The following is a 21,960-nucleotide window of genomic DNA, read 5'->3' on the forward strand; positions in this document are numbered from 1 at the left end:
GCAGCAGCGCGTTTTCGATGAGAAGAAGATGCGCCTTTTCCAAAAGCGGATAATCAGGCATTCTTCGGCATCACTATCCGGGGATGGCGAACAAAGAGATGGACAGATTCGATGCCATGCGGGTGTTTTGCCGTGTCGTGGAACGCCGCAGCTTCACCCTTGCTGCCGAGGATACCGGCCTGCCGCGCTCGACCGTCACCGATGCGATCAAGCAACTCGAAGCCCGCCTCGGCGTGCGCCTGCTCCAGCGCACGACACGCCATGTCAGCCCGACGCTGGACGGCGAAGCCTATTACCAGCGCTGCCTGTCGATCCTTGGAGATATCGAGGATGCCGAAGGCGCTTTTGCCGGCGCCAGACCGAAGGGCCTGCTGCGCGTCGATGTGCACGGCACGCTTGCCCGCCATTTCGTTCTGCCGAGCCTGCCATCCTTCCTGGAGACTTATCCCGAGATCGAATTCTACATGAGCGAAGGCGACCGGCTGGTCGATCTGGTGCGCGAAGGCATCGATTGCGTACTGCGCGTCGGCACGTTGGGGGATAGCGACATGGTTGCCCGGCGTGTCGCCATGCTCGATGAGATCACACTCGCCTCTCCCGCCTATATCGCCACCCATGGCCTGCCGCAGCATCCTGACCGGCTAGCCGGCCATCGCATGGTCGGCTTCCGCTCCACCACCGGCGGCCTGCTGCCGCTCGAATTCATCGTCGACGGCACCGTGCATGACATCACCATTCCCGCCACCGTTGCCGTCAACGCCGCCGAAAGCTATATTTCAGCGGCGAGGATGGGCCTCGGCATCATCCAGATCCCGCGCTATCACGCCGAAAAGGACCTTGCCGAAGGGACACTGATCCATGTGCTTAAGGATTTCCCGCTGACCCCGACACCGGTTTCCCTGCTCTACCCCCGCAACCGCCAGCTGTCGCCGCGCGTGCGCGTCTTCATCGATTGGCTGGTGAAGGTCTTCGCTCGACAAAATTCCGAAAACGCGCTTCATTACAACGCGCTTTCCTAATATGCGCTTAGGGGGAACGGCCGTGGCACTCAGCGATATCACCGTCTACCAGACGGAAGACGGCTTCGTCGTCGAATTCGGCGGCGAAGGCGAAGACAGCATTGCCGTGACGCTGCGGAGCACGCCTGAGCTGACGGCGGAAAACGCCGTCTTGCGGGCCAAGGCCCTGCTTGCGGCGGCAATCGAACCGACCCATAGCAACGGCGCGCGCAGCAAGGATCCCGCCTTGCTCGAAGAAGAACTGGAGGAGGGCCTGGAAGATTCCTTCCCGGCAAGCGACCCGGTCTCGGTCACATCACCCTCGATCCCGATGCGCGATCCGAATGCCGGCCGCTGACGCCCGTCGCCAAAAGCGTCAAGCGGTTTTGGGATGACGGCGGATGCATCGGATGTTATCTGCCTCGGTCATGACCGATGGTGGAACGACAACGGGTGCGATCGGCGCCGGCACGCTCACCGGCGAAAGCCTCAGGGCGTTTTTCGACCGCGATGCGATCACCGTCTCTCGCGAACTGCTCGGCTGCCACCTGACCGTCGATGGTGTCGGCGGCCGCATCACCGAGACCGAAGCCTATTTCCCCGACGACGAGGCCTCCCACAGCTTCCGCGGCCCTACCAAGCGCAACGGCGCCATGTACGGCAAGCCCGGCAACGTCTACATCTACCGCATCTACGGCATGTACTGGTGCCTGAATTTCGTCTGCCATCCGGGCTCGGCTGCCCTCATCCGCGCCTTAGAGCCGGAAACGGGAATCCCTCTCATGATGGAGCGGCGCGGCACCGATACACTAACCTCGCTCTGCAGCGGTCCGGGCAAACTCTGCCAGGCGCTCGGCATCGATATCGGGATCAACGACAGGCTGCTCGATTGCCCGCCCTATGCGATCGCGCCGTCGGCGCCGGTGCCTGTAGTCTCGGGAAAACGCATCGGCATCACGAAAAATGCCGAAGCTCCATGGCGCTTCGGCATTCAGGGATCGCGTTATCTCAGCAAGCCGTTCCGCTGATTATTCCATGACAGCACTATGGTCGACGGCGGGCGCAGCTTTCGGCTTGCGCAGCAAGAGCACCAGCGGGATGACAGCAAGCGACATCAGCATCAGCAGCTTGAAATCGTCCATATAGGCGATGATCGTCGATTGCAGCGTGATGACCTCGTTGAGCGAGGCCCGTCCGGCGGCGGTCAGCGGACTGAGCCCCTGTGCCGCCACCGCGTTGAAGGCATGGTTGAACGGCGTCACATAGGCCGCGATCGATTCATGATTGCTCTGGGTGTTCTCGACGATCAGTGCCGAGACGATCGAGATGCCGACCGCCGAACCGATGTTGCGTGACAGATTGTAGAGGCCGGTGCCGTCGCCGCGCATATGGGCGGGCAGCGTGGCGAAAGCGATTGTCGTCAGCGGCACGAAGAGAAAGCCGAGACCGGCGCCCTGGATGAAGCCGACCGAGACGATCGTCCATTGCGAAACATCGGGCGTCCAGCCGGTCATGTCGTACATCGCCCAGGCGGTCAGGCCGAGGCCGAGCACCAGCAGCAAGCGCGTGTCGACCTTGCCGATCAGCCGCCCGACAATAAACATGCAGAGCATGGTGCCGAGGCCGCGCGGCCCCATGACGATGCCGGCGGTGATGACGGGATAACCCATCAGCGTCTGCAGATAGGGGGTCATCAGCGCCAGCGAGGCGAGATAGGTGACGCCAACCACGAAGATGAAGATCATGCTGATCGTGAAGTTCTGGTCGAGGAACAGCTTCGGATTGACGAAGGATTTCTCCGCCGTCAGCGTGTGCACGAGAAGGAGATAGAATGCGGCGGCTGAGATAATCGCTTCAAGCATGATCTCGCCCGAGGAGAACCAGTCGAGCTGCTCACCGCGGTCGAGGAAGAGCTGCAGCGCGGCGATAAACAGACTCATCATCCCGAAGCCGAACCAGTCGAGCTTGGCGAGCGCATCCCTCTTCGTTTCCGAAACGAAGATGACGATACCGGCGAAAGCCAGCGCGCCAATCGGCACGTTGATGTAGAACACCCAGCGCCAGCTGATATTGTCGGTCAGCCAACCGCCGATGACCGGGCCGAGGACCGGCCCGACCATGACCGAGACGCCGAAAAGCGCCATGGCCGAACCACGCTCCTCCACGGTATAAATATCGAGAAGGATGCCTTGGGACAGTGGCACCAGCGATGCGCCGAACAGGCCCTGCAGCAGGCGGAAGGCGACGATCTGGTTCAACGATTGCGCCAGGCCGCAGAGCACGGAGGCAACGACGAAACCGGCGATGGCAACGAGCAGCACGCGCTTGCGGCCGAACTTGGCGGCGAGGAAGCCGGATGGCGGCGTCATGATCGCCGCCGCGACGATATAGGAGGTCAGGACCCAGTTGATCTGATCGGCCGAAGCCGACACGCTGCCCTGGATATAGGGCAGCGCCACGTTGGCGATCGTCGTGTCCAGCGCCTGCATAATGACGGCGAGAATGACGCAGGCCGTGATTGCGCCTCGATTGGCAACGGGCGTCGCTGCAGATGCGGAAGCGTTACTCATGGTCCTTGCCCTGAGGCCGGCCCAGAAGCTTATTGAGGGAATCGGGGAGGCCGCGGGCATGGCCAGTTTCGACATCGACCACCGTGCTCATGCCGACACGGAGCGGCGGCTTGCCTTCGGTATCTTCGATGCTGACGCGCATCGGAATGCGCTGGACGACCTTCACCCAGTTGCCCGTGGTATTCTGCGCCGGCAGCAGCGAGAAGCTGGAGCCGGAGGCGGGGCTGATGCTCTCGACCTTGCCCTTCCATGTCACGCCCGGATAGGTGTCGACGTAGATCTCGGCTATCTGGCCGGGTTTGACGTAGGTCAGCTCGGTTTCCTTCGGGCTGGCGGCGATCCACAGATGATCGGTGGCAACAAGCGAGAAGGCCTGCTGCGACGGCTGCAGATAGGAGCCGACCTGCAGCGCATTGACATTGGTGACGATGCCGTCGAACGGTGCCTTTACGATGCTGTGGTCGAGTTCGCGCTGGGCATTGTCGACCTGCGATTTGGCCTGCAGGTAGAGCGGGTTTTCCTCGACCGGCTGGTCGGCAACGCCACCGAGCTGGGCGAGCGTCGTTGCGGCTTCCGCCTTGGCAACGGCAACCTTCTGCCGAGCCGCGTCCAGATTGTGCTTGGCCTCGTCATAGGCCGACTGCGTCGCGCTGCCATTGTTGACGAGGTTCTGCTGCCGGTCGAACTGATCCTGGTAATAGGGAATGTCGGCTTGCGCCTGCGTGATCTCGGCGAGCGACTGCTGGTAGCTCGCCTTGAGATTCATGATCTGGTTGCGCTGCGCTCCGAGCTGCGCCTTGGCGCCATCGAGCGCAATCTTGAAAGAATCCGAGCGCAGGCTGAAGAGCACCTGCCCCGCCTTGACCGCCTCGTTCTCATGCACATTGATCCGTTCGACGATCCCCGAGACATCGGTGGTGAGCCCGACCATATCGGCCTGGATATAGGCGTTGTCGGTCGACATCACCTGGCCGCCATTCACGTAATAATAACCGCCGACGACGAGCGCCACCGGCAGCAGGGCAAACAGGATCGGCCGCGTGAGACTGCGCCGGCGGCGGACCTTGTTGCCGCCAGGCGCAGCCACGGCGGCAGCCGGCGCTGAATTGGATGAAGGCGCTTCGGCTACCGTTTCCTGCTGTTTGGCTTGGTTTTCTTCGACAGATGTCTTGGCACTAGCGTCGGCAACGACGCGGAGGGAGGGTTGATCAGCCATCGTTCGTCTCATTCTCTTCGACCGGTGTTCGGCAAGCCTGCACCAGGTTCGTCTTCATTACGGAGAGGATTTGGTAAAGCTGTTCGCGCTGCTCGACGGAGATGCCTTCCAGCGCCTCGCCGCGGGTTACATCCCCGAGTTCGCGCATTTCGGCGAGCAGCGGGTGCGCCTCCTCGCGCATATAGAGCAGCCAGATGCGCCGGTCGGTCGGGTGCTGGCGGCGCTCGATCAGACCGCGTTCGGCGAGTTTGTCGAGAATGCGCACCAGCGTGATCGGCTCGACTTCGAGGATTTCGGCAAGACCGCCTTGATGAATGCCTTCATTATTCGAGAGATAGGCAAGCGTCTGCCATTGCGACCGGGTCAGCCCCAGGCACTTCGCACGCTGCTCGAACCGCTTGCGCAGAAGTCGCGCGACGTCGTGGAGAAGGAAACCAAGGGTCGGAGTGGCGCTCATGAAAACCTGCGATCATTATTTATAAGCTTACTTATAATATCGGTAGATATATTGAGCTTGTGCAATGCACAAGGGCATGAGCGGTAGATTCGCCCGCCGCCGCGAAAATGCCGCAGGCCGGTAGAGCCATCCCGCGGCTCCCTCGTGCAACCATTTCGAGACTCCGGACAGTAGCCGTGGCCAGCCTCCGCCCTAACTCTGCCTGTAGTCGTCGCCTCCGCCGGAGGTGCCGCATTGGGGAGATCGATGGCGTTCTTCGAAAGCATGCTGACGCTGCTGCTGGTGGCGATCGTCTTTCTGCAATTTTCCAGGAAGTTCCGCATCCCTTATCCGACAATGCTGGCGATCGCCGGCGTCATCGTCGCCGCCGTGCCCTGGGCGCCCGAGGTCGCGATCGATCCCGAACTTGCACTGGCGCTGCTGATCGCGCCTGTGCTCTTCGACGCCGCCTATGATCTGCCGCCGAGGACATTGCGACGCAACTGGCTGCCGCTGTTCTCGCTCGCCGCCATCGCCGTGATCCTGACGGCCGCAGCAGTTGCCATCGTCGGCGTGACGATGGCAGGCCTGCCGATTGCCGCAGCCGTGGCGCTCGGCGCCATCGTCGCGCCGCCGGATGCGGCGGCAGCAACCGCCATGCTCGACCGCTTCACCCTGCCGCGTCAGACCTACGTGATCCTTAAGGGCGAAAGCCTCCTGAACGATGCCGTGGCACTCCTAATCTTCAGCGCCGCCGTGACAGCCGCCGCAAGCCCCGCCTTCTTCGCCGGCGCCCTGGCGGAACTGGCGCTCGCCGTGCCCGGCGGCCTCATCCTCGGTTATCTCATGGGCCGCCTCTACATGGTCGTCGGCCTCAGGCTCGCCGGCACGCTCGGCGGCACCCTGCTCGAATTCGTCGCCACCTTCGGCACGTGGATCATCGCCGAGCACCTGCACCTTTCGGCCATTCTGGCGATCGTCGTCTATGCCATGGTCATCGCCCGCTACATGCCCGAGCGGCAGACCGCCCGCCACCGCATTCATTCCTATTCGGTCTGGGAAGCCGCGGTCTTCCTGCTCAACGTGCTCGCCTTCCTGCTGATGGGCCTGCAGGCCCGGCAGATCGTCCTCGGCCTCGATCCCGGCCGGCTGAATTTCGCAATCACTTTGGCGGCCGCGGTCTTCATCACCGTCATCGTCACCCGCCTGGCTTGGGTGCTCCTCTATAACCGCGTCATCACCTTCCTTGCCGAGCGCGGCTATACCAAGCAAGCCGTTCCCACCTTCGCGACCAGCTTGCTTGCCGGCTGGTGCGGCATGCGCGGCCTCGTCACGCTGGCGACCGCGCTCGCTCTGCCAATCGACTTCCCCGATCGCGACATCATCCTGCTCTGCGCGCTCGCTGTCGTTCTCGGCACGCTCATTGTCCAGGGCCTGACGCTCGGGCCGCTGATCCGTTTCCTGAAATTCGACCCCGACACCTCCCTGGACCGCGACCTCGCCAGAGCTCGTGTCACGTTGATCGATGCAGCCCTTGCCGAACTCGCCGGCGGCGAGGAGAAATCCACCCGCATCCTGCGCGACGTCTATACCTCCGAGCGCGAGATCGCCGCCGACGGGAAACACCCGCGCGAAGTCAGCAGGCTCGACAAGCAGCGCCGCGGCGTCATCGCCGCGAAACGCCGCAGGCTGGCAGCGATGCGTCGTGCCGACGAGATCGACGACGATGTTTTCCACATGCTGGAACAGGAGCTCGATTGGGCCGAACTCGCCGTCCTGCCGCCCGGCCGCGACGAGATCGTCGAGAGTTGACGCCGTCCATGAAGTTTGATGGATTCCGGAACTGCAGCCAATTGGCATTTGCTATTTTTTGCCGCTGCCGTTTATATCCACTTCCATAGCGTCACGATTTTTCCGATGTGCATTGCGTGCCGGCCTTCCTTACCAAGGATTGAACGCCGGGAGAGATCACGGGGGCCAAGGCCTTCGTTCAAATCAAAGACCTGAATAGCATCACTTCATCTTAGGTTCGTCGGCAGTCGATCGGCCGTCGAGATTGGAGGACCGGTATGACTTACGTGCTTCGACAGATGTTGGTGCTTGGCTGCATCGCCACGTTCATGCCTCTGGCCGCGATGGCGCAGGGTGCACCGGCTGCTCCTCCTCCTGTCACCGTCGCAAAACCGGTGGTGCGCGATGTGGTCGACAATGACGAGTTCATCGGCCGTTTCGAACCGGTCGATGAAGTCTCCGTCCGCTCGCGTGTCGGCGGCTATCTGCAGGAAATCCATTTCGAGGACGGGGCCCTGGTGAAGAAGGGCGACCTTCTCTTCGTCATCGACCAGCGGCCGTTCATAACCGCGCTCAACCAGGCAAAGGCGACGCTCGAAGCGTCACAATCCGCCCTGGTCTTTGCTGATGCGCAGTATAAGCGTGCCCAGTCGCTCGCATCGAGCGGCAGCCAGTCGGCGCAGACGCTGGACGATCGCCGCCGCGAATTCGATTCGGCCGAGGCCAATGTCCGCGGCGCGCAGGCCGCAGCCGATCGCGCTTCCCTCGACATGGAATATACCGAGATTAAGGCCCCGCTCAGCGGCCGCATCGACCGCCGCCTGATCTCGGCCGGCAACCTCGTGCAGACCGACCAGACGGTGCTCACGACGATCGTTTCGCTCGACCCGATCGATTTTTATTTTGACGTCGATGAACGCCGCCTGCTGAATTTCGCCGACACGGCGCGCAAACAGGGCCAGGTTCTGCAGCAGGGCGGCGGCGGCGTCGATGTATCCGTCACCATCTCGGATGCCACCGCCAAACCCTTCAAGGGAAAGCTCGATTTCGCCGAGAACCGGATCGACAATGAGAGCGGCACCATCCGCATCCGTGCCCGCTTCCCCAATCCTGATTTCGTCCTTCAACCCGGCCTCTTCGGTCGCATACAGGTTGCAGCCTCCAACACATATAAGGCCATTCTCGTGCCCGATGAGGCGATCGGCTCGGACCAGAATGAACGCGTCGTTTATGTCGTCGACGCAGACGGCAAGGTTACGACCAAACCCGTGAGGCCCGGACCGCGGCTCTACGGCTATCGCGTCATACGCGAAGGTCTCGACGGCACCGAGACGATCATCGTCAACGGCGTGATACGCGCCCGGCCCGGCTCGAAGATCACGCCTCAGATGACCGAACTGCCGCAGGAACGGCAGGACGCTCCGCCTGAGACCGCCGGCGCGGAGAACGGACAATGAGATTTGCTCATTTCTTCGTCGACCGGCCGATCTTTGCGGCGGTCATCTCGATCCTCTTCCTCGTCGTCGGCGGCATTGCCTATACGCAATTGCCGGTCTCTCAGTATCCGGAGATCGCGCCGCCGACCATCGTCGTGCGCACCTCCTATCCCGGCGCCGATCCGCAGACCATCGCGGACACCGTTTCGACCCCGCTCGAACAGCAGATCAACGGCGTCGAAGACATGCTTTACATGTCGTCTTATTCAAGCGCCGACGGCGCCATGTCGCTGACGATCACCTTCAAGCTCGGCACCGATCTCGACAAGGTCCAGGTGCTGGTCCAGAACCGCGTTTCGATCGCGCTCCCCCGCCTTCCCGAGGAAGTCCAGCGGCTCGGTGTGACCACCGACAAGAGTTCGCCTGATCTGATGATGGTGGTGCACCTGCTGTCGCCGTCGCACCGCTACGACCAGCTTTACGTCTCGAATTATGCCCGCAACCGGATCCGCGACGTTCTCGTGCGTCTCGACGGTGTCGGCGACGTGCAGCTCTTCGGCGAACGCCAGTATTCGATGCGAATCTGGTTGGATCCGGAAAAGCTCTCCGCCTACGGCATGACATCCGATGACGTCGTTTCCGCCTTGAGAGACCAGAACGTTCAAGTGTCGGGCGGCAAGATCGGCGCGCCGCCGGTGACCGGCAAGAACGCCTTCGAATATACGGTGCGAACGGACGGACGCTTCTCCGACGTGCGCGAGTTCCGATACGTCATCGTGAAATCGACGACATCGGGCCGGCTGGTGCAGTTGCAGGATGTCGCCCGTATCGAACTCGGCGCACAGGATTACGTCACCAACAGCTATCTCAACAATGACCCGGCCGTTGCTCTCGGCATCTTCGCCCGGCCGGGAACCAACGCCCTGGACACCGCCCATCAGGTCCAGTCGATCATGAAGGACCTCTCGCAGAATTTCCCGGAAGGGCTGGAATATCGGATCGTCTACGACACCACCGAATTCATCTCGGATTCGATCTCGGAAGTCTATAGAACCATCGCCGAGGCGGCCATCCTTGTGGCGATCGTCGTTCTCGTCTTCCTGCAGTCCTGGCGAACCGCGATCATCCCGATCGTCGCCATCCCGGTATCGCTGATCGGCACCTTCGCCGTCCTGCTGGCCTTCGGCTTCTCGCTCAACATGCTTACTTTGTTCGGCCTGGTGCTGGCGATCGGTATCGTCGTCGACGACGCGATCGTCGTGGTGGAAAACGTCGAGCGCAATCTGGCGCGCGGCATGTCGCCGAAGCAGGCCTCCCATGTCACGATGGACGAAGTGGGGACCGCGGTCGTCGCCATCTCGCTGGTGCTGATCGCGGTGTTCGTGCCGACGGCCTTCATCCCGGGGATATCGGGCCAGTTCTACAGGCAGTTTGCGGTGACGATCTCCGTCACGACAGCGATCTCGGCATTGAATTCGCTGACGCTTTCACCCGCACTTGCTGGTATATTGCTGAAAACCCATGACCACGAAACCAGGCGCAAGAATATCGCCTCGCGCCTGGGAAGCGGCCTTGCAAATGGTTTCAATCGCGGATTCGATCGGCTGAGCTCCGGCTATTCGTGGATCGTCCGGCATCTCGTCAGCAGCTGGGTCGGATTGACGGCCGCGATGGTCGCCTTCGTCTGCCTGCTTGGAGCAACCTGGTACATCGGCACCAGAGTGCCCGCGGGTTTCATCCCGACCATGGACCAGGGTTACGCGATCATCGTCATCCAGCTTCCGGACGGCGCCTCGCTTGCCCGTACCGACGCCGTCGTCAAGCAGGTGGGCGATATCGCCCGCACCGTGCCCGGTGTCGGCAATGCCGTACAATTCGCCGGCTTCAGCGGGGCGACATTCACCAATGCCTCGAATTCCGGCGTCGTCTTCGTTCCGTTCAAATCCTTTGCCGAACGGGAAGAAGGCGGAGAGAACGCCAACAAGATCATCGGCGAGCTTTACGGCAAGCTGCAAAGTATCCAGGAAGCTTTCATTATCGCCATTCCGCCGCCCTCCGTGCGCGGCGTCGGCAACTCCGGCGGCTTCAAAATGCAGATATCCGATCTTGAAAACGCGGATATGACGCGTGTGCTCGGTCTGGCCCGCCAGATGATGGGTGCGGCCGCCACGACCGAGGGGCTGACCGGCGTCTTCACCACATTCTCCGATGCAAGCCCGCAATACTTCCTGGAGATCGACCGTGACAAGGCACGCTTCCTGAACGTGCCGATCCCCAATATCTTCAATGCGCTTTCGATCAATCTCGGCGTCGCCTATGTGAACGATTTCAATGCGTTCGGCCGCGTCTACCAGGTTCGCGCACAGGCCGACCGGCAATACCGCATGGACCGGGACGACATCCTCGCCCTGAAGGTCCGATCGGCGACGGGCGCACTGGTTCCGCTTGGAACCCTGATGGACATCCAGGATTCCAGCGGGCCGGCGCTTGTCCAACGCTACAACATGTATGTCTCGGTCCCGCTCCAGGGTAATCCGACGCCGGGCACGTCGACAGGCGATGCCATCAAGAAGATGGAAGCCCTGGCGGCGAAGATCCTGCCGCAGGGAACGACCTTCGAATGGACGGAACTCGCCTATCAGGAAACTCATACCGGCAACACGGCGATCTACATCTTCGCCCTGTCCGTCGTCTTCGTCTTCCTGGCACTGGCTGCACAATATGAAAGCTGGGTTCTGCCCTTGGCGATCATTCTCATCGTCCCCCTTGCTGTGCTCGCCGCGCTGATCGGGGTCTCGTTGAGGGGAATGGACAACAACGTCCTGACACAGATCGGTCTGATCGTCCTGATCGGCCTTGCGGCCAAGAACGCCATTCTGATCGTCGAGTTCGCCAGGCAGGCCGAAGACGAGGGCAAGTCGGCGGTGGACGCGGCCATCGAAGCCAGCCATCTTCGCTTGCGCCCCATCCTGATGACGGCATTCGCCTTCATCTTCGGCGTTCTGCCGCTTGCCATCGCCACCGGCCCCGGCGCCGAAATGCGCCAATCGCTCGGCACCGCCGTCTTTTCGGGCATGCTCGGCGTGACGATCTTCGGCCTGTTCCTGACGCCGGTCTTCTACGTCGTGCTGCGCGGATGGCGCCGCAAGCAGCCGGTTGAAAAGACGGTGGAGGTCACTCCGACCGAGAGAGAAACGGTCTGAGGCCGGAAGGTCAGGTGGAAAACAGATGCACCTGACCCTGCCACAAGCGGGCGACGGTGAGCTTGCCGCTGCGAAAGGCGCGCGTATCGAGATTGAGCCGCCTCGGCCGTATGTCGGGCTCGTCGTTCGGCGTATGACCGTGAACGACGAGTTTCGGCAACGGTATCCGGCTTTCGAGAAACCGCTGGCGGATGAGGACCAGATCCTCGTCCGTCTGCTCGCCGAGCGGCAGCTTCGGATTGATGCCGGCATGCACGAAGATCACGCTCGGAGTCTCCAGCATGACCGGCATTGCCCGCATGAAGTCGATATGCGTGTGCGGCAGCGACTGGCGGATGAAGGCATCGAGTTTCGCGCCGGTGGGAAAGACCAGCGGCAGGTGATCCGGATCGAGTCCATAGGATCTGAGCAATTCCGCCGAACCCATCCCCATCCAGTCGTCATAGGAGATCCAGCCATCGATATAGTCGAGCATGGCGATTTCGTGATTGCCGACAAGGCAGATGCGATCGAATCCCTCAGGCAGCGGTTCCATGAGATGGGTAATGACCCGCGCCGATTCCGGGCCACGGTCGATATAGTCGCCGAGCGTGACGATCAGCTTACGCCCGGGCAGCCGCTCGCCATCTCGCAGGATCGCCTCCTCGGCTTTCATAAGCAGGTCGTATCTACCGTGAATGTCGCCGATCGCATAGGTTGGGATAGCGGCAATATCCAGCGTCAGACGCGGTCTCGGCTGGCGTGCCATTTTCATCATGTTTCTCGATCAAGGAAGCCCAATTTCACCGTAAGTAGCGTTGAGAACAAGGCAATCAAGCTGGTAGAAAAATTCAAACCATTCGGGTTTTGTAGAAAAACCGGCCTTATCATTCGAGGGGCAATCCCTCAATCCTGTATCCGTCGAGAAGAGAGTGACCGATGGGAACGGTATCGCAGTTTCATGAGAACTTGAGGCCTCCCGCGCATCGCATCGAAAGCGAAGAGGAGGCGATATCCACGGCCCGCGACCTCGCCGCCGCATTCCGGCACCAGGCGAGCGAACGCGATATCAACCGCATCCTGCCCTTTGCCGAGCTCGACGCGCTGTCGGTATCGGGACTGACGGCAATCACTGTTCCGCCCGACCATCAGGGGCTCGACGTGCCGAACGCCCTGCTCGCCGAAATCGTTGCGATCATTGCCGAGGCCGACGCCTCGATCGGCGAGGCGCTGGAAAGTCATTTTTGCGCGCTGGAAACCCTCCGCACCCAGGCTACCGAGGATCTGAAGGCATCGCTGTTTGCCCGTGTGCTGCTCGGAGACCGTTTTGCCGCCGCTACCCTCGCCGACGGGGCCGAACTGACGGCAGAAGGCCCGGGCTATCGCCTGAGCGGACGCACGCGCCAGGCGCGCGGTATTCTCTTCGCCGACTGGATCGCCGCTGCCGCCACCGTGCCGCCGAGCCGCCCGGTAACGCTCTGCCTCGCAAACGACGAAAGCGTGCAGGTGGTCGACGATTGGGACGGCTTCGGCCAGCGCACCAACGGATCGGGGACGGCGATCGTCGGCACGCTTCATGTCAATGCCGATGCGATTGCGCCCGCTCCTTCGTCCGGATATTCGACCGGCATCTCGCTCGGCTTGCTGCTCAGGGCCGGCGTCAGCCTAGGCATCGCGCGGGCCGCATGGACCGACCTGATGACCGCGGTCGGCGATCGCAGCCCGGCCGTCCTTGCCCGGATCGGCGAACGCGCCATCCACATCGAAACGACGGCAGCAGCCCTGGAACGGGCCGGCCGCAAACTCGACATTGCCCAGGTCAATCCTGTGGAGGCCGCGATGGCGGATGCGCATTTCTCCGCCTCGGCGGCCGCGGTCGTTGCCGGCGAAACGGCGCTCGACACCGCAAACGCGCTGTTCGAACTTGCCGGGGAAAGATCGGCCGGCATCGGCCTCAATCTCGACCGCCATTGGCGCAATGCCCGCATTCACGCGCTTTCGCTGCCGCGGGATAGACTGATGCACACCGCAGGCGAATATATGTCGAAGGTCGGCGGTGCCTAATCAGCTGGCGGCGGAGATCGGGAATTCCTCTTTGTCGCCTTCGATGCGGCCGCCGTCGGTGACGAATTGCTCGAGGGTCATATTGTCGAGAATGGCGGCGATCGCGTCACGAACATCGGTCATCGAGCGCCGCACCTGACAGGTCTCAGGATCGGCACAGTCGTCGCAGGCCTCGTAAGCCGTACGGCTGGCACAGCGGATCGGCGCCAATGGCCCGTCGAGCGTGCGGATGACATGGCCGATGCGGATTTCCGAGGCCGGCCGCGACAGCGAATAGCCGCCGCCCGGCCCCTTCTTCGAGCGCAGGATGCCGACATTGCGCAGCTCGAGCAGGATCGTATCGAGGAACTTCTTCGGGATATTATTGCGGGCCGCGATGTCATTGATGAAGGCAGTCTCGCCCGGCGCCAGCCGCGCCAAGTCGACCAGCGCCTTCAGCCCGTATTTTCCCTTTTTCGTCAGCATCGTCGTCGCCTTGTAGAATCGCAGTATTCATCCTGCCAATAGCAGGCAAATAGCGTCAAAAGCGTGAACATACAACAAAATAGCTAATATTTATAGCTTGTATCGGCAACGTCCACAGGCCGGCCCGGCAGTCTTGAGAAAGATCGACTTGTCGAGCCCCGCCGGCGGCTCGGTCAGATCGTCTTCAGCATGCCGCCATCGACGAAATAGGTCGAGCCGACGCAATAGCTCGCGCGCTCCGAACTCAGGAAGACGAAGACATTCGCCAGTTCTTCCGGCGTGCCGAAGCGCTTGGAGGCGGCGTGCTCGTTGGCGACGTTCTGCAGATAGCCCTCCCAATTGCCGCCGGTCTCAGTCGTCAGCTGCTTGGCGGTCTTGATCCAGTCGGGCGTCAGGATCAGGCCGGCATTGACGCAGTTGACGCGGATATTGTCCTTGATGAGCTCGGTCGAGAGCGTCTTCGAAAACATCATCAGCGCCGATTTGCTGACATTGTAGATCGGCTCGTACCAGAGCGGCTGGACGGCGCAGATCGAAGCATTGTGCAGGATCACACCGCCGCCGCGGGCCTTCATCTGCGGTGCGATGCCGCGCGCCAGCCGCACGGCGGCCATCACATGCAGCTCCCAATAGGCCTGCCACTTCTCGTCGGGCGCCTCCATCACAGTCTCATTCGATCCGGTGCCAGCATTGTTGATGAGGATATCGGCGCCGCCCTTTTCGGCAGCCGCCGCAATGATCGCCTCCGTTCCCCCGGCCGTCGCCACATCGGCTGCAACAGCGGTGGCGCTGACGCCGTACTTCCCGGCGATACGGGCGGCTTCCGCCTCGAGCCGTTCGCCGCCGCGGGCCGCCAGCACGAGGTTGGCGCCCTCAGCCGCCAGCCCCTCGGCGATCGCCAGTCCGATGCCGACCGACGCGCCTGTTATGACGGCAGTCTTTCCCTTCAATCCGAGATCCATGTCTTCCTCCGCAACAGCCGGTGGTCCCGGCCTGACTGGTGAGTGTTCCGCCAATGAACTCGGGCGTCAAGCGCCCCAACGCCTATTGCGAGAGGCTCCGATCTGTCGCATGCCTGCATCCAGAGATGGGAGGGTTTTGATGCGACGTTATTCAGCCTGCATAGAGTGGCTGTTTGCCGAAGAAGGCGACAGCTTTCCCGATCGCATCCGCCGCGCCCATACCGCCGGCCTGACGGCAATCGAATTCTGGCGCTGGAGCGACAAGGATCTGAATGCGATCGAGGCGGCGCTGAAGGAAACCGGCCTTGCTGTCACCAGCCTCGTCGCCGAACCGATGATCGCGCTGACCGACGCCGCCAACCGGCGGGCCTGGCTGAAAGGCCTTGCCGAATCCGTCACCGTCGCGAAACGTCTCGGCGCGCCGGTGCTGATTGCCCAGGCGGGCGACGATCTTCCGGGCCTGAGCCGGCAAGAACAGCGCCGGGCGCTGACCGAAACCCTGAAGGCCGGCGCCGATATTCTGGCAGGCAGCGGTGTGCGCCTCGGCGTCGAGCCGCTCAACATCCGCATCGACCATATCGGCTATTTCCTCGATTCGACCCGCGAAGGCCTCGACATCATCGATGACGTCGCCCGCCCCGAGATCGGCATCGTCTACGACATCTACCATTCCGCCGTGATGGACGAGCGCACCGAGGAGGTGCTGAACGGCCGTCTCGACCGCATCATCCACGTCCACGTCGCCGATCACCCCGGCCGCAACGAACCGGGCTCCGGTCGGATTGATCTTGCCCATCGCCTCGGCTGGATCTTCGCCAATGGCTACGACGGCGCCGTAGGTCTGGAATACCGGCCGACCAGGCCTGGCGCGGACGCAGTCAGGGTCGCGGTCGCCGCACTCGGCGGTTAGGCTGAACTGGCGCCTTCGGCAAAGGCTTCAAGCTCGGGGTCGAATTCGACCTCGACGACATTGTTGAAAACGGCCGTGGCCAGCATGATGCCGGCGAAGGCGACAAGATCGACCAGCACCTTGGTCTCGTAGCGCTGTTTCAGCTTCACCCAGAGTTCAGTGGGAACGGCGTTGGAATCGGCGACAACAGCCTTGCCGAAGGCGGCAAGTAGCGCTTCCGCCTCGGAAAGCTCCAGCGCGTCCGGATCGAAACCCTTGTTGATCAGCGCCCGGCGAAAGAAGGTGACGGCGATTTTCGATTGCGCCGTCTTCGAGATCGCATGCGAGAAGATCCAGATCTCCCGGTCGCTGAGGGCGGGATCGAGCTCGGCCCGCAGCGTGAACCATTCGGCATAGATGCGATGGGCGGCCGGCGAATGTAAGAGCGTCCGCTTCATGTTGGTCATGCGTCCGCGCAGCTTGATTTCCTCGTCATGCGCCGCCCGAATCTCTTGCGAAGCCGTGTCGTAGTCGATCTGCGGGAGGTGGCTCATCGGCTCCGTTTTTTCCTTTGTGCACAGAAGCTATCGGGGTGCAGGGGTATCGTGCGGGCAAATCCGCTTGGCCGCCGCGCCGCTCCCGCCTAGACTGACCAAATCGAAGCGGGAGGCAAGGCATGAGCGACGACCACGAGCATCATCATGTCGACTGGCGCGAACATGGCGTCAAGGTCATTCCCGGCAATTCGCTCGATCCGAACACCGCACAGACGCCGGGTATGAACCGCGCCACCGCGATCAACAATGCCCGCGCCGGCGCCGAGAAGATCTGGGCCGGCACGGTGACGATCCATGCCAACGCCAAGACCGGCGCCCATCATCACGGCGATCTCGAAAGCATCATCTACGTGGTCAAGGGCAAGGCCCGCATGCGCTGGGGCGAGCATCTGGAATATACCGCCGAGGCCGGCCCCGGCGACTTCATCTATGTCCCGCCCTATGTGCCGCACCAGGAGATCAACGCCAGCCGCGACGAGACGCTGGAATGCGTGCTCGTCCGCTCAGGCCAGGAACCGGTCGTCGTCAATCTCGACATCGAGCCCGTCGAAAAGCCGGAAGACGTGCCCTGGATCGACCCGATCCATCGCTGATATCGGGCGCCCAGGCGGGACGGGAAACGGCTGCGGCGGCCTCAGGCGTGAACGACGCCGGCACCGCTGGTGGCGGTGTTCTCGATGATCCGGCCGGTATCGGCGGCATAAAGGTGGATCGCGTTATAGTCGATGGCGATGCCGATCGGATCGCCCGACTTCACCTTCACCGCCTCGGTCAGCGCCACGGCAAAGGGCAACCCGTCGAAATCGGCGTGGACGACGCGGCTTGCGCCGAGCTCTTCGATGAAATCGGCCGTTGCGGTGAGGGCGCCGGGCGCATCCGGAGGCACCAGCCGAGCGGCTTCGGCGCGCATGCCGAGCACGACGCGTTTGCCTTTCAGCGGTGCGGCGCGTTCGCGCGGCAGCACGATCTTGCGGCTCTGGTCGTAGACGAAGACGCCCTCGTCGTTGATCGTGCCCTCGAGCAGGTTCATAGCCGGCGTGCCGACGAAGCCCGCGACGAAGCGCGAGACCGGATGATGATAGACCTCTTCTGGCGTGCCGACCTGCTCCACCCTGCCGCCATTCATCACCACCAGCCGGTCGGCCAGCGTCATCGCCTCGGTCTGGTCATGCGTGACGAAGATCGAGGTGGCGCCGAGACGCCGATGCAGGCGGCGGATTTCGGCGCGCATGGCGATGCGCAGCTTGGCGTCGAGGTTGGACAGCGGCTCGTCGAAGAGGAACACTTTTGGTTCGCGGATCATTGCACGGCCCATGGCGACGCGCTGGCGCTGGCCGCCGGAAAGGGCGGCCGGCCGGCGGTCGAGGAAGGGTTCGAGGCTGAGCGCCTTGGCGACTTCGGCGACGCGCCGGCTGCGCTCCGTCTTCGGAACACCCGCAACCTTCAAGGCGTAGCCGATATTCTCGGCGACGCTCATATGCGGATAAAGCGCGTAGTTCTGGAACACCATGGCGCAGCCGCGCTCGCGCGGCTCCAGCTGGTTGACGACCCGGCCGTCGATGGCGATTTCGCCGCCGCTGATTTCCTCGAGCCCGGCGATCATCCGCAGCAGCGTGGACTTGCCGCAGCCTGACGGACCGAGGATGACGATGAATTCGCCGGACTGAATCTCCAGGTCGACGCCGTGAACGACGGGATTCTTGCCGTAGCTCTTTTTCACATCACGGATTGAGATCGGTGCCACAGGACTATTCCTTCACTTCTCGGTGGAGATAAGGCCGCGCACGAACCAGCGCTGCATCAGGATGACGAGCACCAGTGGCGGCGACATGATGATAAGTGTGCCGGCCATGGCGACGTTCCAGTCGGGCAGGCCGAATTCGGACGGGATCAGGGTCTTGAGCTGCGTCACCGCAATGCCGAAATTCGGATCGGTGGTGATCAGCAGCGGCCAGAGATATTGGTTCCAGGCCCAGACGAACATGATCGTGAACAGTGCGATCATGTTCGGCCGCGACAGCGGCAGCAGAATATCCCAGAAGAACCGAACCGGACCCGATCCGTCCATCTTCGAGGCCTCGGCCAGTTCGTCTGGAACCGTCAGATAGAACTGCCGGTAGAGGAAGGTGCCGGTTGCGGTTGCGACCAGCGGCAGAACGAGACCGGGATAGGAATTCAACAGGCCCCATTCGAGCTTGATCTGAATGCCGGTGATCTGCGCAACGAGCCAGCTTATGCCGGTGAAGTCGAGGATCGTCTGGAACGGCTGCAGCGCGTTGGCCGCAATCGAATAGGTCGGCACGATGCGAACTTCCAGCGGCAGCATCAGCGTGATGAAGATGATCCAGAAAATCACATACCGGCCGCGGAAGCGGAAGTAGACGATCGAGAAGGCCGCCATGGCGGAAAGGATGACCTTGCCGGCGCCGACCGCTGTGGCGAAGATAATGCTGTGGATCAGCTTGTTGCCGAGATCGGCGCGAACCCAGGCGGTCTGGACGTTTTCCCAGAAATGCGAGCCTGGGGTGAGCGGCAGCGGCACGCGATTGACCGTCTCCAAATCGAGCGTCGATGCAACGATGACGATGAAGAAAGGCAGAAGCGCGATCAGCATGCCGAGCGCCAGAAGCGTATAGCAGATGAAGTTGAATATCGGCGTGCGTTCGATCATGTCCGAGACCTCACTTGTAGTGCACGCGCCGCTCGATGAAGCGGAACTGGAAGATGGTGAGCAGAACGACGAGCGCCATCAGGATGATCGACTGCGCCGCAGCCCCGGAATAATCGAGCCCCCTGAAGCCGTCGAAATAGATCTTGTAGACCATGAGTTCCGTCGCGCGTGCCGGCCCGCCCTGCGTCATGACGTCGACGATACCGAAGGAATCCTGGAAGCTTTCGGTGATATTGATGACGAGCAGGAAAAACAGCGTCGGCGTCAGCAGCGGCAGCTGGATATCCCAGATACGGCGCATCGGCCCCGAACCGTCCATGGCGGCGGCCTCGATCAGCGAGCGCGGAATGCCTTGCAGCGCCGAGAGGAAGAAGATGAAATTATAGCCGATATATTTCCAGGAAAAGGCAACAATGACGGCGATCATCGCGTCCTTGCCGTCGAGCGCGGGGTTCCAGAGGCCGGGCCAGACATGATTGATGACCGACAGAAGGCCGGCCTCCGGCGCCAGGATGAAGCGGAAGGCAAGGCCGAGAGCGGGAGCGGCAATCGCGTAAGGCCAGATGAAGACCGACCGGTAGATTTTATGGCCGCGCAGCTCACGATCCGTCAACAGCGCCAGGATGAGCGCCATCCCCATGGCAATGGCCGTCGAGCTGAAGCCGAAGATCATGCTGCGGGTGATCGACTCCCAATAGATCGGATCGCTGAGCAATTGCTTGAAATTGTCGAAACCGACCCAGGCATTGCCGCCGCCCCATGGCTGCTCGAGCGTGAACGCCCAATAGAGCGCCTGCGCACTCGGCCAATAGAAGAAGACGAAGATCAGCAGCAGCATCGGAAACGCGAAGAGCAGTCCGATCGTCGTCGAGGAGAAAGTGACGCGCTTTTCCATGGGTGGTCGTTTTCGGCCTGGTTTGGTTTAGGCGGGAGGCGCGTTCGCCTCCGCAGCCGGTATGAATGGACAAGGACACACCCGGCACGCAAAACGCGGGCCGGGTGCGGCTCATAGCGGTCGATCAGGGAAGCTGAACGTTCTTGTAGGTCTGCTGGAAACGGCGCAGCAGCTGGTTGCCGCGTTCGGCAGCGCTATCGAGCGAAGCCTGGACATCGGCATTGTTGACGAAGATTGCCTGCAAGCCATTGGCGATCTCGGTGCGGACCTGCAGCAGGCCGCCGAGGCGGATGCCGTGCGGGGCCGCGTCGCCAGCCGGGGAAACGGTCAGGCTCTGAATGGCGAGCTCGCGGCCGGCATAAGGAGCCTTGTCGTAAAAGCCCTGCTTCTTCAGATATTCGAAGCCGGAGTTGCGAACCGGGATGTAGCCGGTCACGGTCGACCAGGTCAGCGCTTCTTCCGGCTTGGCAATGAAGTTGAAGAAGGCAGCGGCAGCCTTGTATTCAGCGTCCGAATGACCCTTCAGAACCCAGAGCGAAGCGCCGCCGACATAGGAGCTGTGACGGGTTGCATCGCCGTAAGTCGGGAGCATGGCAACGCCCCAGTTCATGCCCTGCTTGGCGGTGCGGCCGATGTTGCCGTGGTCGCCGACCGAGGTCAGGATGACCTGGCAATCGCCGGCAGCGAAAGCTTCGACGAAGGTCTGGCCGACAGCCTTGTTCTTAATGACGGCGAGCTTGTTGTCATACCAGGACTTGAGGTCCTTGATATAGCTGACGAGCAGCGGGTTCTTGTTGAACACCAGTTCGGCATCGAGATCTTCAAAGCCGTTCTTCTTCGTGGCGATCGCTTCGCCGTTCACGGCTTCGAATTGCTCGACGTACTGCCAGACTTCGTTGTTGGAGATGTCAAAGCCGAGCGGGCAAGCATAGCCTGCATCCTTCAGAGCCTTGAGGTCCTCGCCTGCTTCCTTCCAGGTCGCCGGAGCATGATCCTTGCCGATCTTGGCGAAGGCGTCCTTGTTCCAGTAGAGAAGAGCGGTCGAGGAGTTGAAGGGGAAGGAGTACATCTCGCCCTTCGATGTCGCGTAGTAGCCGGAGATACCGGAGAAGTAGTCCTTCCAGTCGACAGTGTAGCCCGTGTCGGCCATCAGCTTGTTTGCCGGATAGTAGGCGCCGGAAAGCATGATGTCGAGCGTGCCGGCGTCGGAGACCTGGGCGATGGTCGGCTGCTTGCCGGCGCGGAAGGCAGCGATGGTGTTCTGCAGGGACGCATCATAGCTGCCCTGGCTGGTGCAGACGACTTCGTAGTCGGCCTGCGACTGGTTGAAGCGATCGCACTGCTCCTGGACACGCTTTGCAATGTCACCGGAATTGCCGAACCAGAAGTCGATCTTGGTCTTATCGGCGGCGGCAGCGGGACCAGCAAGAAACGCTGTAGCGAGAAGGGCGCCAACGGCGCCGAGAAGCTTGGCTTGCATGAGAACCTCGAACGTAAAAGGGACGCGCACTTTCAGCGCACGCCCTATTAGCTGGTTCAAATTGCCGCGGCCAATGAATATTACATGACATGAAACGATCGAAATCGTGCCGTCACAAAACCTTCACGCGGATGTTATTTGTCACGGCCGAGGCTATATTTAGAGAAACCTCGCCAGCCACTCCAGCGCACTGCCGAACAGATATATTTATATTCGAATAAATATAATTTTTAAGGGTTTTTAATATTTGCCTATATTGCGATAGCGCGTCTTTATTCGCTGATATCGTTGCATGAAACTTGCAAAAATGGCCGTCTTTTCTGCCATTGCACTGCTGTGCAACGCCCG

At 61.6% G+C, this 21,960-nt stretch carries 20 protein-coding genes; 9 read left to right on the forward strand and 11 right to left on the reverse strand.

Annotation, left to right across the window (positions count from 1 at the left end; all coding sequences use genetic code 11):
• Window positions 1-98: 98 nt before the first annotated feature.
• Genes PO860_RS16020 through PO860_RS16030 form a run of 3 tightly spaced genes read left to right on the forward strand, consistent with a single transcriptional unit; the run spans window position 99 to window position 2,026 of the window.
• Window positions 99-1,019 carry a LysR family transcriptional regulator gene (locus PO860_RS16020; RefSeq protein WP_272781779.1) on the forward strand — a complete coding sequence of 307 codons (921 nt, stop codon included), beginning with the start codon at window positions 99-101 and terminating at the stop codon, window positions 1,017-1,019.
• 22 nt (window positions 1,020-1,041) lie between these two features.
• The gene (locus tag PO860_RS16025) at window positions 1,042-1,356 is read left to right on the forward strand and encodes a hypothetical protein (RefSeq protein WP_183607772.1); all 315 of its coding nucleotides are present in this window, start codon (window positions 1,042-1,044) and stop codon (window positions 1,354-1,356) included.
• Window positions 1,357-1,408: 52 nt separating this feature from the next.
• Window positions 1,409-2,026 carry a DNA-3-methyladenine glycosylase gene (locus tag PO860_RS16030; RefSeq protein ID WP_272781778.1) on the forward strand — a complete coding sequence of 206 codons (618 nt, stop codon included), beginning with the start codon at window positions 1,409-1,411 and terminating at the stop codon, window positions 2,024-2,026.
• On the opposite strand, the gene PO860_RS16035 is transcribed toward PO860_RS16030, so the two are convergent.
• From PO860_RS16035 to PO860_RS16045, 3 genes are read right to left on the reverse strand one after another with little or no spacing between them, the layout of a single operon-like run.
• On the reverse strand, window positions 2,027-3,568 hold the full coding sequence (locus tag PO860_RS16035; RefSeq protein ID WP_272781777.1) for a DHA2 family efflux MFS transporter permease subunit: 1,542 nt from the start codon (window positions 3,566-3,568) through the stop codon (window positions 2,027-2,029). It lies immediately after the preceding gene.
• On the reverse strand, window positions 3,561-4,784 hold the full coding sequence (locus tag PO860_RS16040) for an HlyD family secretion protein (protein ID WP_275037896.1): 1,224 nt from the start codon (window positions 4,782-4,784) through the stop codon (window positions 3,561-3,563). Before PO860_RS16040 ends, PO860_RS16035 begins: the two co-directional genes overlap by 8 nt.
• A complete protein-coding gene (locus PO860_RS16045; RefSeq protein ID WP_272781775.1) occupies window positions 4,777-5,241 on the reverse strand; it encodes a MarR family winged helix-turn-helix transcriptional regulator in 465 nt (154 codons plus the stop codon). The genes PO860_RS16040 and PO860_RS16045 overlap by 8 nt, the downstream gene beginning before the upstream one ends.
• Before the next feature lie 246 nt (window positions 5,242-5,487).
• On the opposite strand from PO860_RS16045, the gene PO860_RS16050 reads away from it, so the two are divergent.
• From PO860_RS16050 to PO860_RS16060, 3 genes are all read left to right on the forward strand, one after another.
• Window positions 5,488-7,032, forward strand: coding sequence for a cation:proton antiporter (locus tag PO860_RS16050; protein WP_183607767.1), 1,545 nt, complete (start codon window positions 5,488-5,490; stop codon window positions 7,030-7,032).
• A 257-nt stretch (window positions 7,033-7,289) separates the two neighbouring features.
• Window positions 7,290-8,468 (forward strand): efflux RND transporter periplasmic adaptor subunit, encoded by a 1,179-nt coding sequence (locus PO860_RS16055; protein ID WP_273884596.1) that lies wholly within the window; start codon window positions 7,290-7,292, stop codon window positions 8,466-8,468.
• A complete protein-coding gene (locus PO860_RS16060; RefSeq protein WP_275032197.1) occupies window positions 8,465-11,650 on the forward strand; it encodes an efflux RND transporter permease subunit in 3,186 nt (1,061 codons plus the stop codon). Before PO860_RS16055 ends, PO860_RS16060 begins: the two co-directional genes overlap by 4 nt.
• 10 nt (window positions 11,651-11,660) lie before the next feature.
• Here PO860_RS16060 and PO860_RS16065 read toward each other — a convergent pair whose 3' ends face one another.
• On the reverse strand, window positions 11,661-12,398 hold the full coding sequence (locus PO860_RS16065; protein ID WP_183608332.1) for a metallophosphoesterase family protein: 738 nt from the start codon (window positions 12,396-12,398) through the stop codon (window positions 11,661-11,663).
• 170 nt (window positions 12,399-12,568) lie between these two features.
• Here PO860_RS16065 and PO860_RS16070 point away from each other — a divergent pair, with 170 nt between their 5' ends.
• Entirely contained in the window at window positions 12,569-13,693 is a 1,125-nt protein-coding gene (locus PO860_RS16070) for an acyl-CoA dehydrogenase (protein WP_275032198.1), read from the forward strand.
• Here the strand turns inward: PO860_RS16070 and PO860_RS16075 are convergent, their stop codons facing one another.
• Window positions 13,694-14,158 carry an RrF2 family transcriptional regulator gene (locus tag PO860_RS16075; protein WP_183607763.1) on the reverse strand — a complete coding sequence of 155 codons (465 nt, stop codon included), beginning with the start codon at window positions 14,156-14,158 and terminating at the stop codon, window positions 13,694-13,696.
• A gap of 173 nt (window positions 14,159-14,331) precedes the next feature.
• The gene (locus tag PO860_RS16080) at window positions 14,332-15,120 is read right to left on the reverse strand and encodes an SDR family NAD(P)-dependent oxidoreductase (protein ID WP_183607762.1); all 789 of its coding nucleotides are present in this window, start codon (window positions 15,118-15,120) and stop codon (window positions 14,332-14,334) included.
• 139 nt (window positions 15,121-15,259) lie between these two features.
• On the opposite strand from PO860_RS16080, the gene PO860_RS16085 reads away from it, so the two are divergent.
• Window positions 15,260-16,030 carry a TIM barrel protein gene (locus PO860_RS16085; RefSeq protein WP_273884599.1) on the forward strand — a complete coding sequence of 257 codons (771 nt, stop codon included), beginning with the start codon at window positions 15,260-15,262 and terminating at the stop codon, window positions 16,028-16,030.
• Here the strand turns inward: PO860_RS16085 and PO860_RS16090 are convergent.
• Entirely contained in the window at window positions 16,027-16,563 is a 537-nt protein-coding gene (locus PO860_RS16090) for a carboxymuconolactone decarboxylase family protein (protein WP_273884600.1), read from the reverse strand. The genes PO860_RS16085 and PO860_RS16090 overlap by 4 nt on opposite strands.
• A 122-nt stretch (window positions 16,564-16,685) precedes the next feature.
• Between PO860_RS16090 and PO860_RS16095 the strand changes: the two genes are divergently transcribed.
• Window positions 16,686-17,159 (forward strand): cupin domain-containing protein, encoded by a 474-nt coding sequence (locus PO860_RS16095; protein WP_047618592.1) that lies wholly within the window; start codon window positions 16,686-16,688, stop codon window positions 17,157-17,159.
• A 41-nt stretch (window positions 17,160-17,200) separates the two neighbouring features.
• On the opposite strand, the gene PO860_RS16100 is transcribed toward PO860_RS16095, so the two are convergent.
• The 4 genes from PO860_RS16100 to PO860_RS16115 form a co-directional block, all read right to left on the reverse strand.
• Window positions 17,201-18,310, reverse strand: coding sequence for a sn-glycerol-3-phosphate import ATP-binding protein UgpC (locus PO860_RS16100; RefSeq protein ID WP_183607759.1), 1,110 nt, complete (start codon window positions 18,308-18,310; stop codon window positions 17,201-17,203).
• 12 nt (window positions 18,311-18,322) lie between these two features.
• Window positions 18,323-19,237 carry an ABC transporter permease subunit gene (locus PO860_RS16105; RefSeq protein WP_183607758.1) on the reverse strand — a complete coding sequence of 305 codons (915 nt, stop codon included), beginning with the start codon at window positions 19,235-19,237 and terminating at the stop codon, window positions 18,323-18,325.
• 10 nt (window positions 19,238-19,247) lie between these two features.
• The gene (locus tag PO860_RS16110; RefSeq protein WP_183607757.1) at window positions 19,248-20,132 is read right to left on the reverse strand and encodes a carbohydrate ABC transporter permease; all 885 of its coding nucleotides are present in this window, start codon (window positions 20,130-20,132) and stop codon (window positions 19,248-19,250) included.
• A gap of 124 nt (window positions 20,133-20,256) precedes the next feature.
• A complete protein-coding gene (locus tag PO860_RS16115; protein ID WP_275032205.1) occupies window positions 20,257-21,612 on the reverse strand; it encodes an extracellular solute-binding protein in 1,356 nt (451 codons plus the stop codon).
• Window positions 21,613-21,960: the final 348 nt, after the last annotated feature.

It is taken from the genome of Rhizobium binxianense (assembly GCF_028994275.1).
GTDB lineage: Bacteria > Pseudomonadota > Alphaproteobacteria > Rhizobiales > Rhizobiaceae > Rhizobium > Rhizobium binxianense.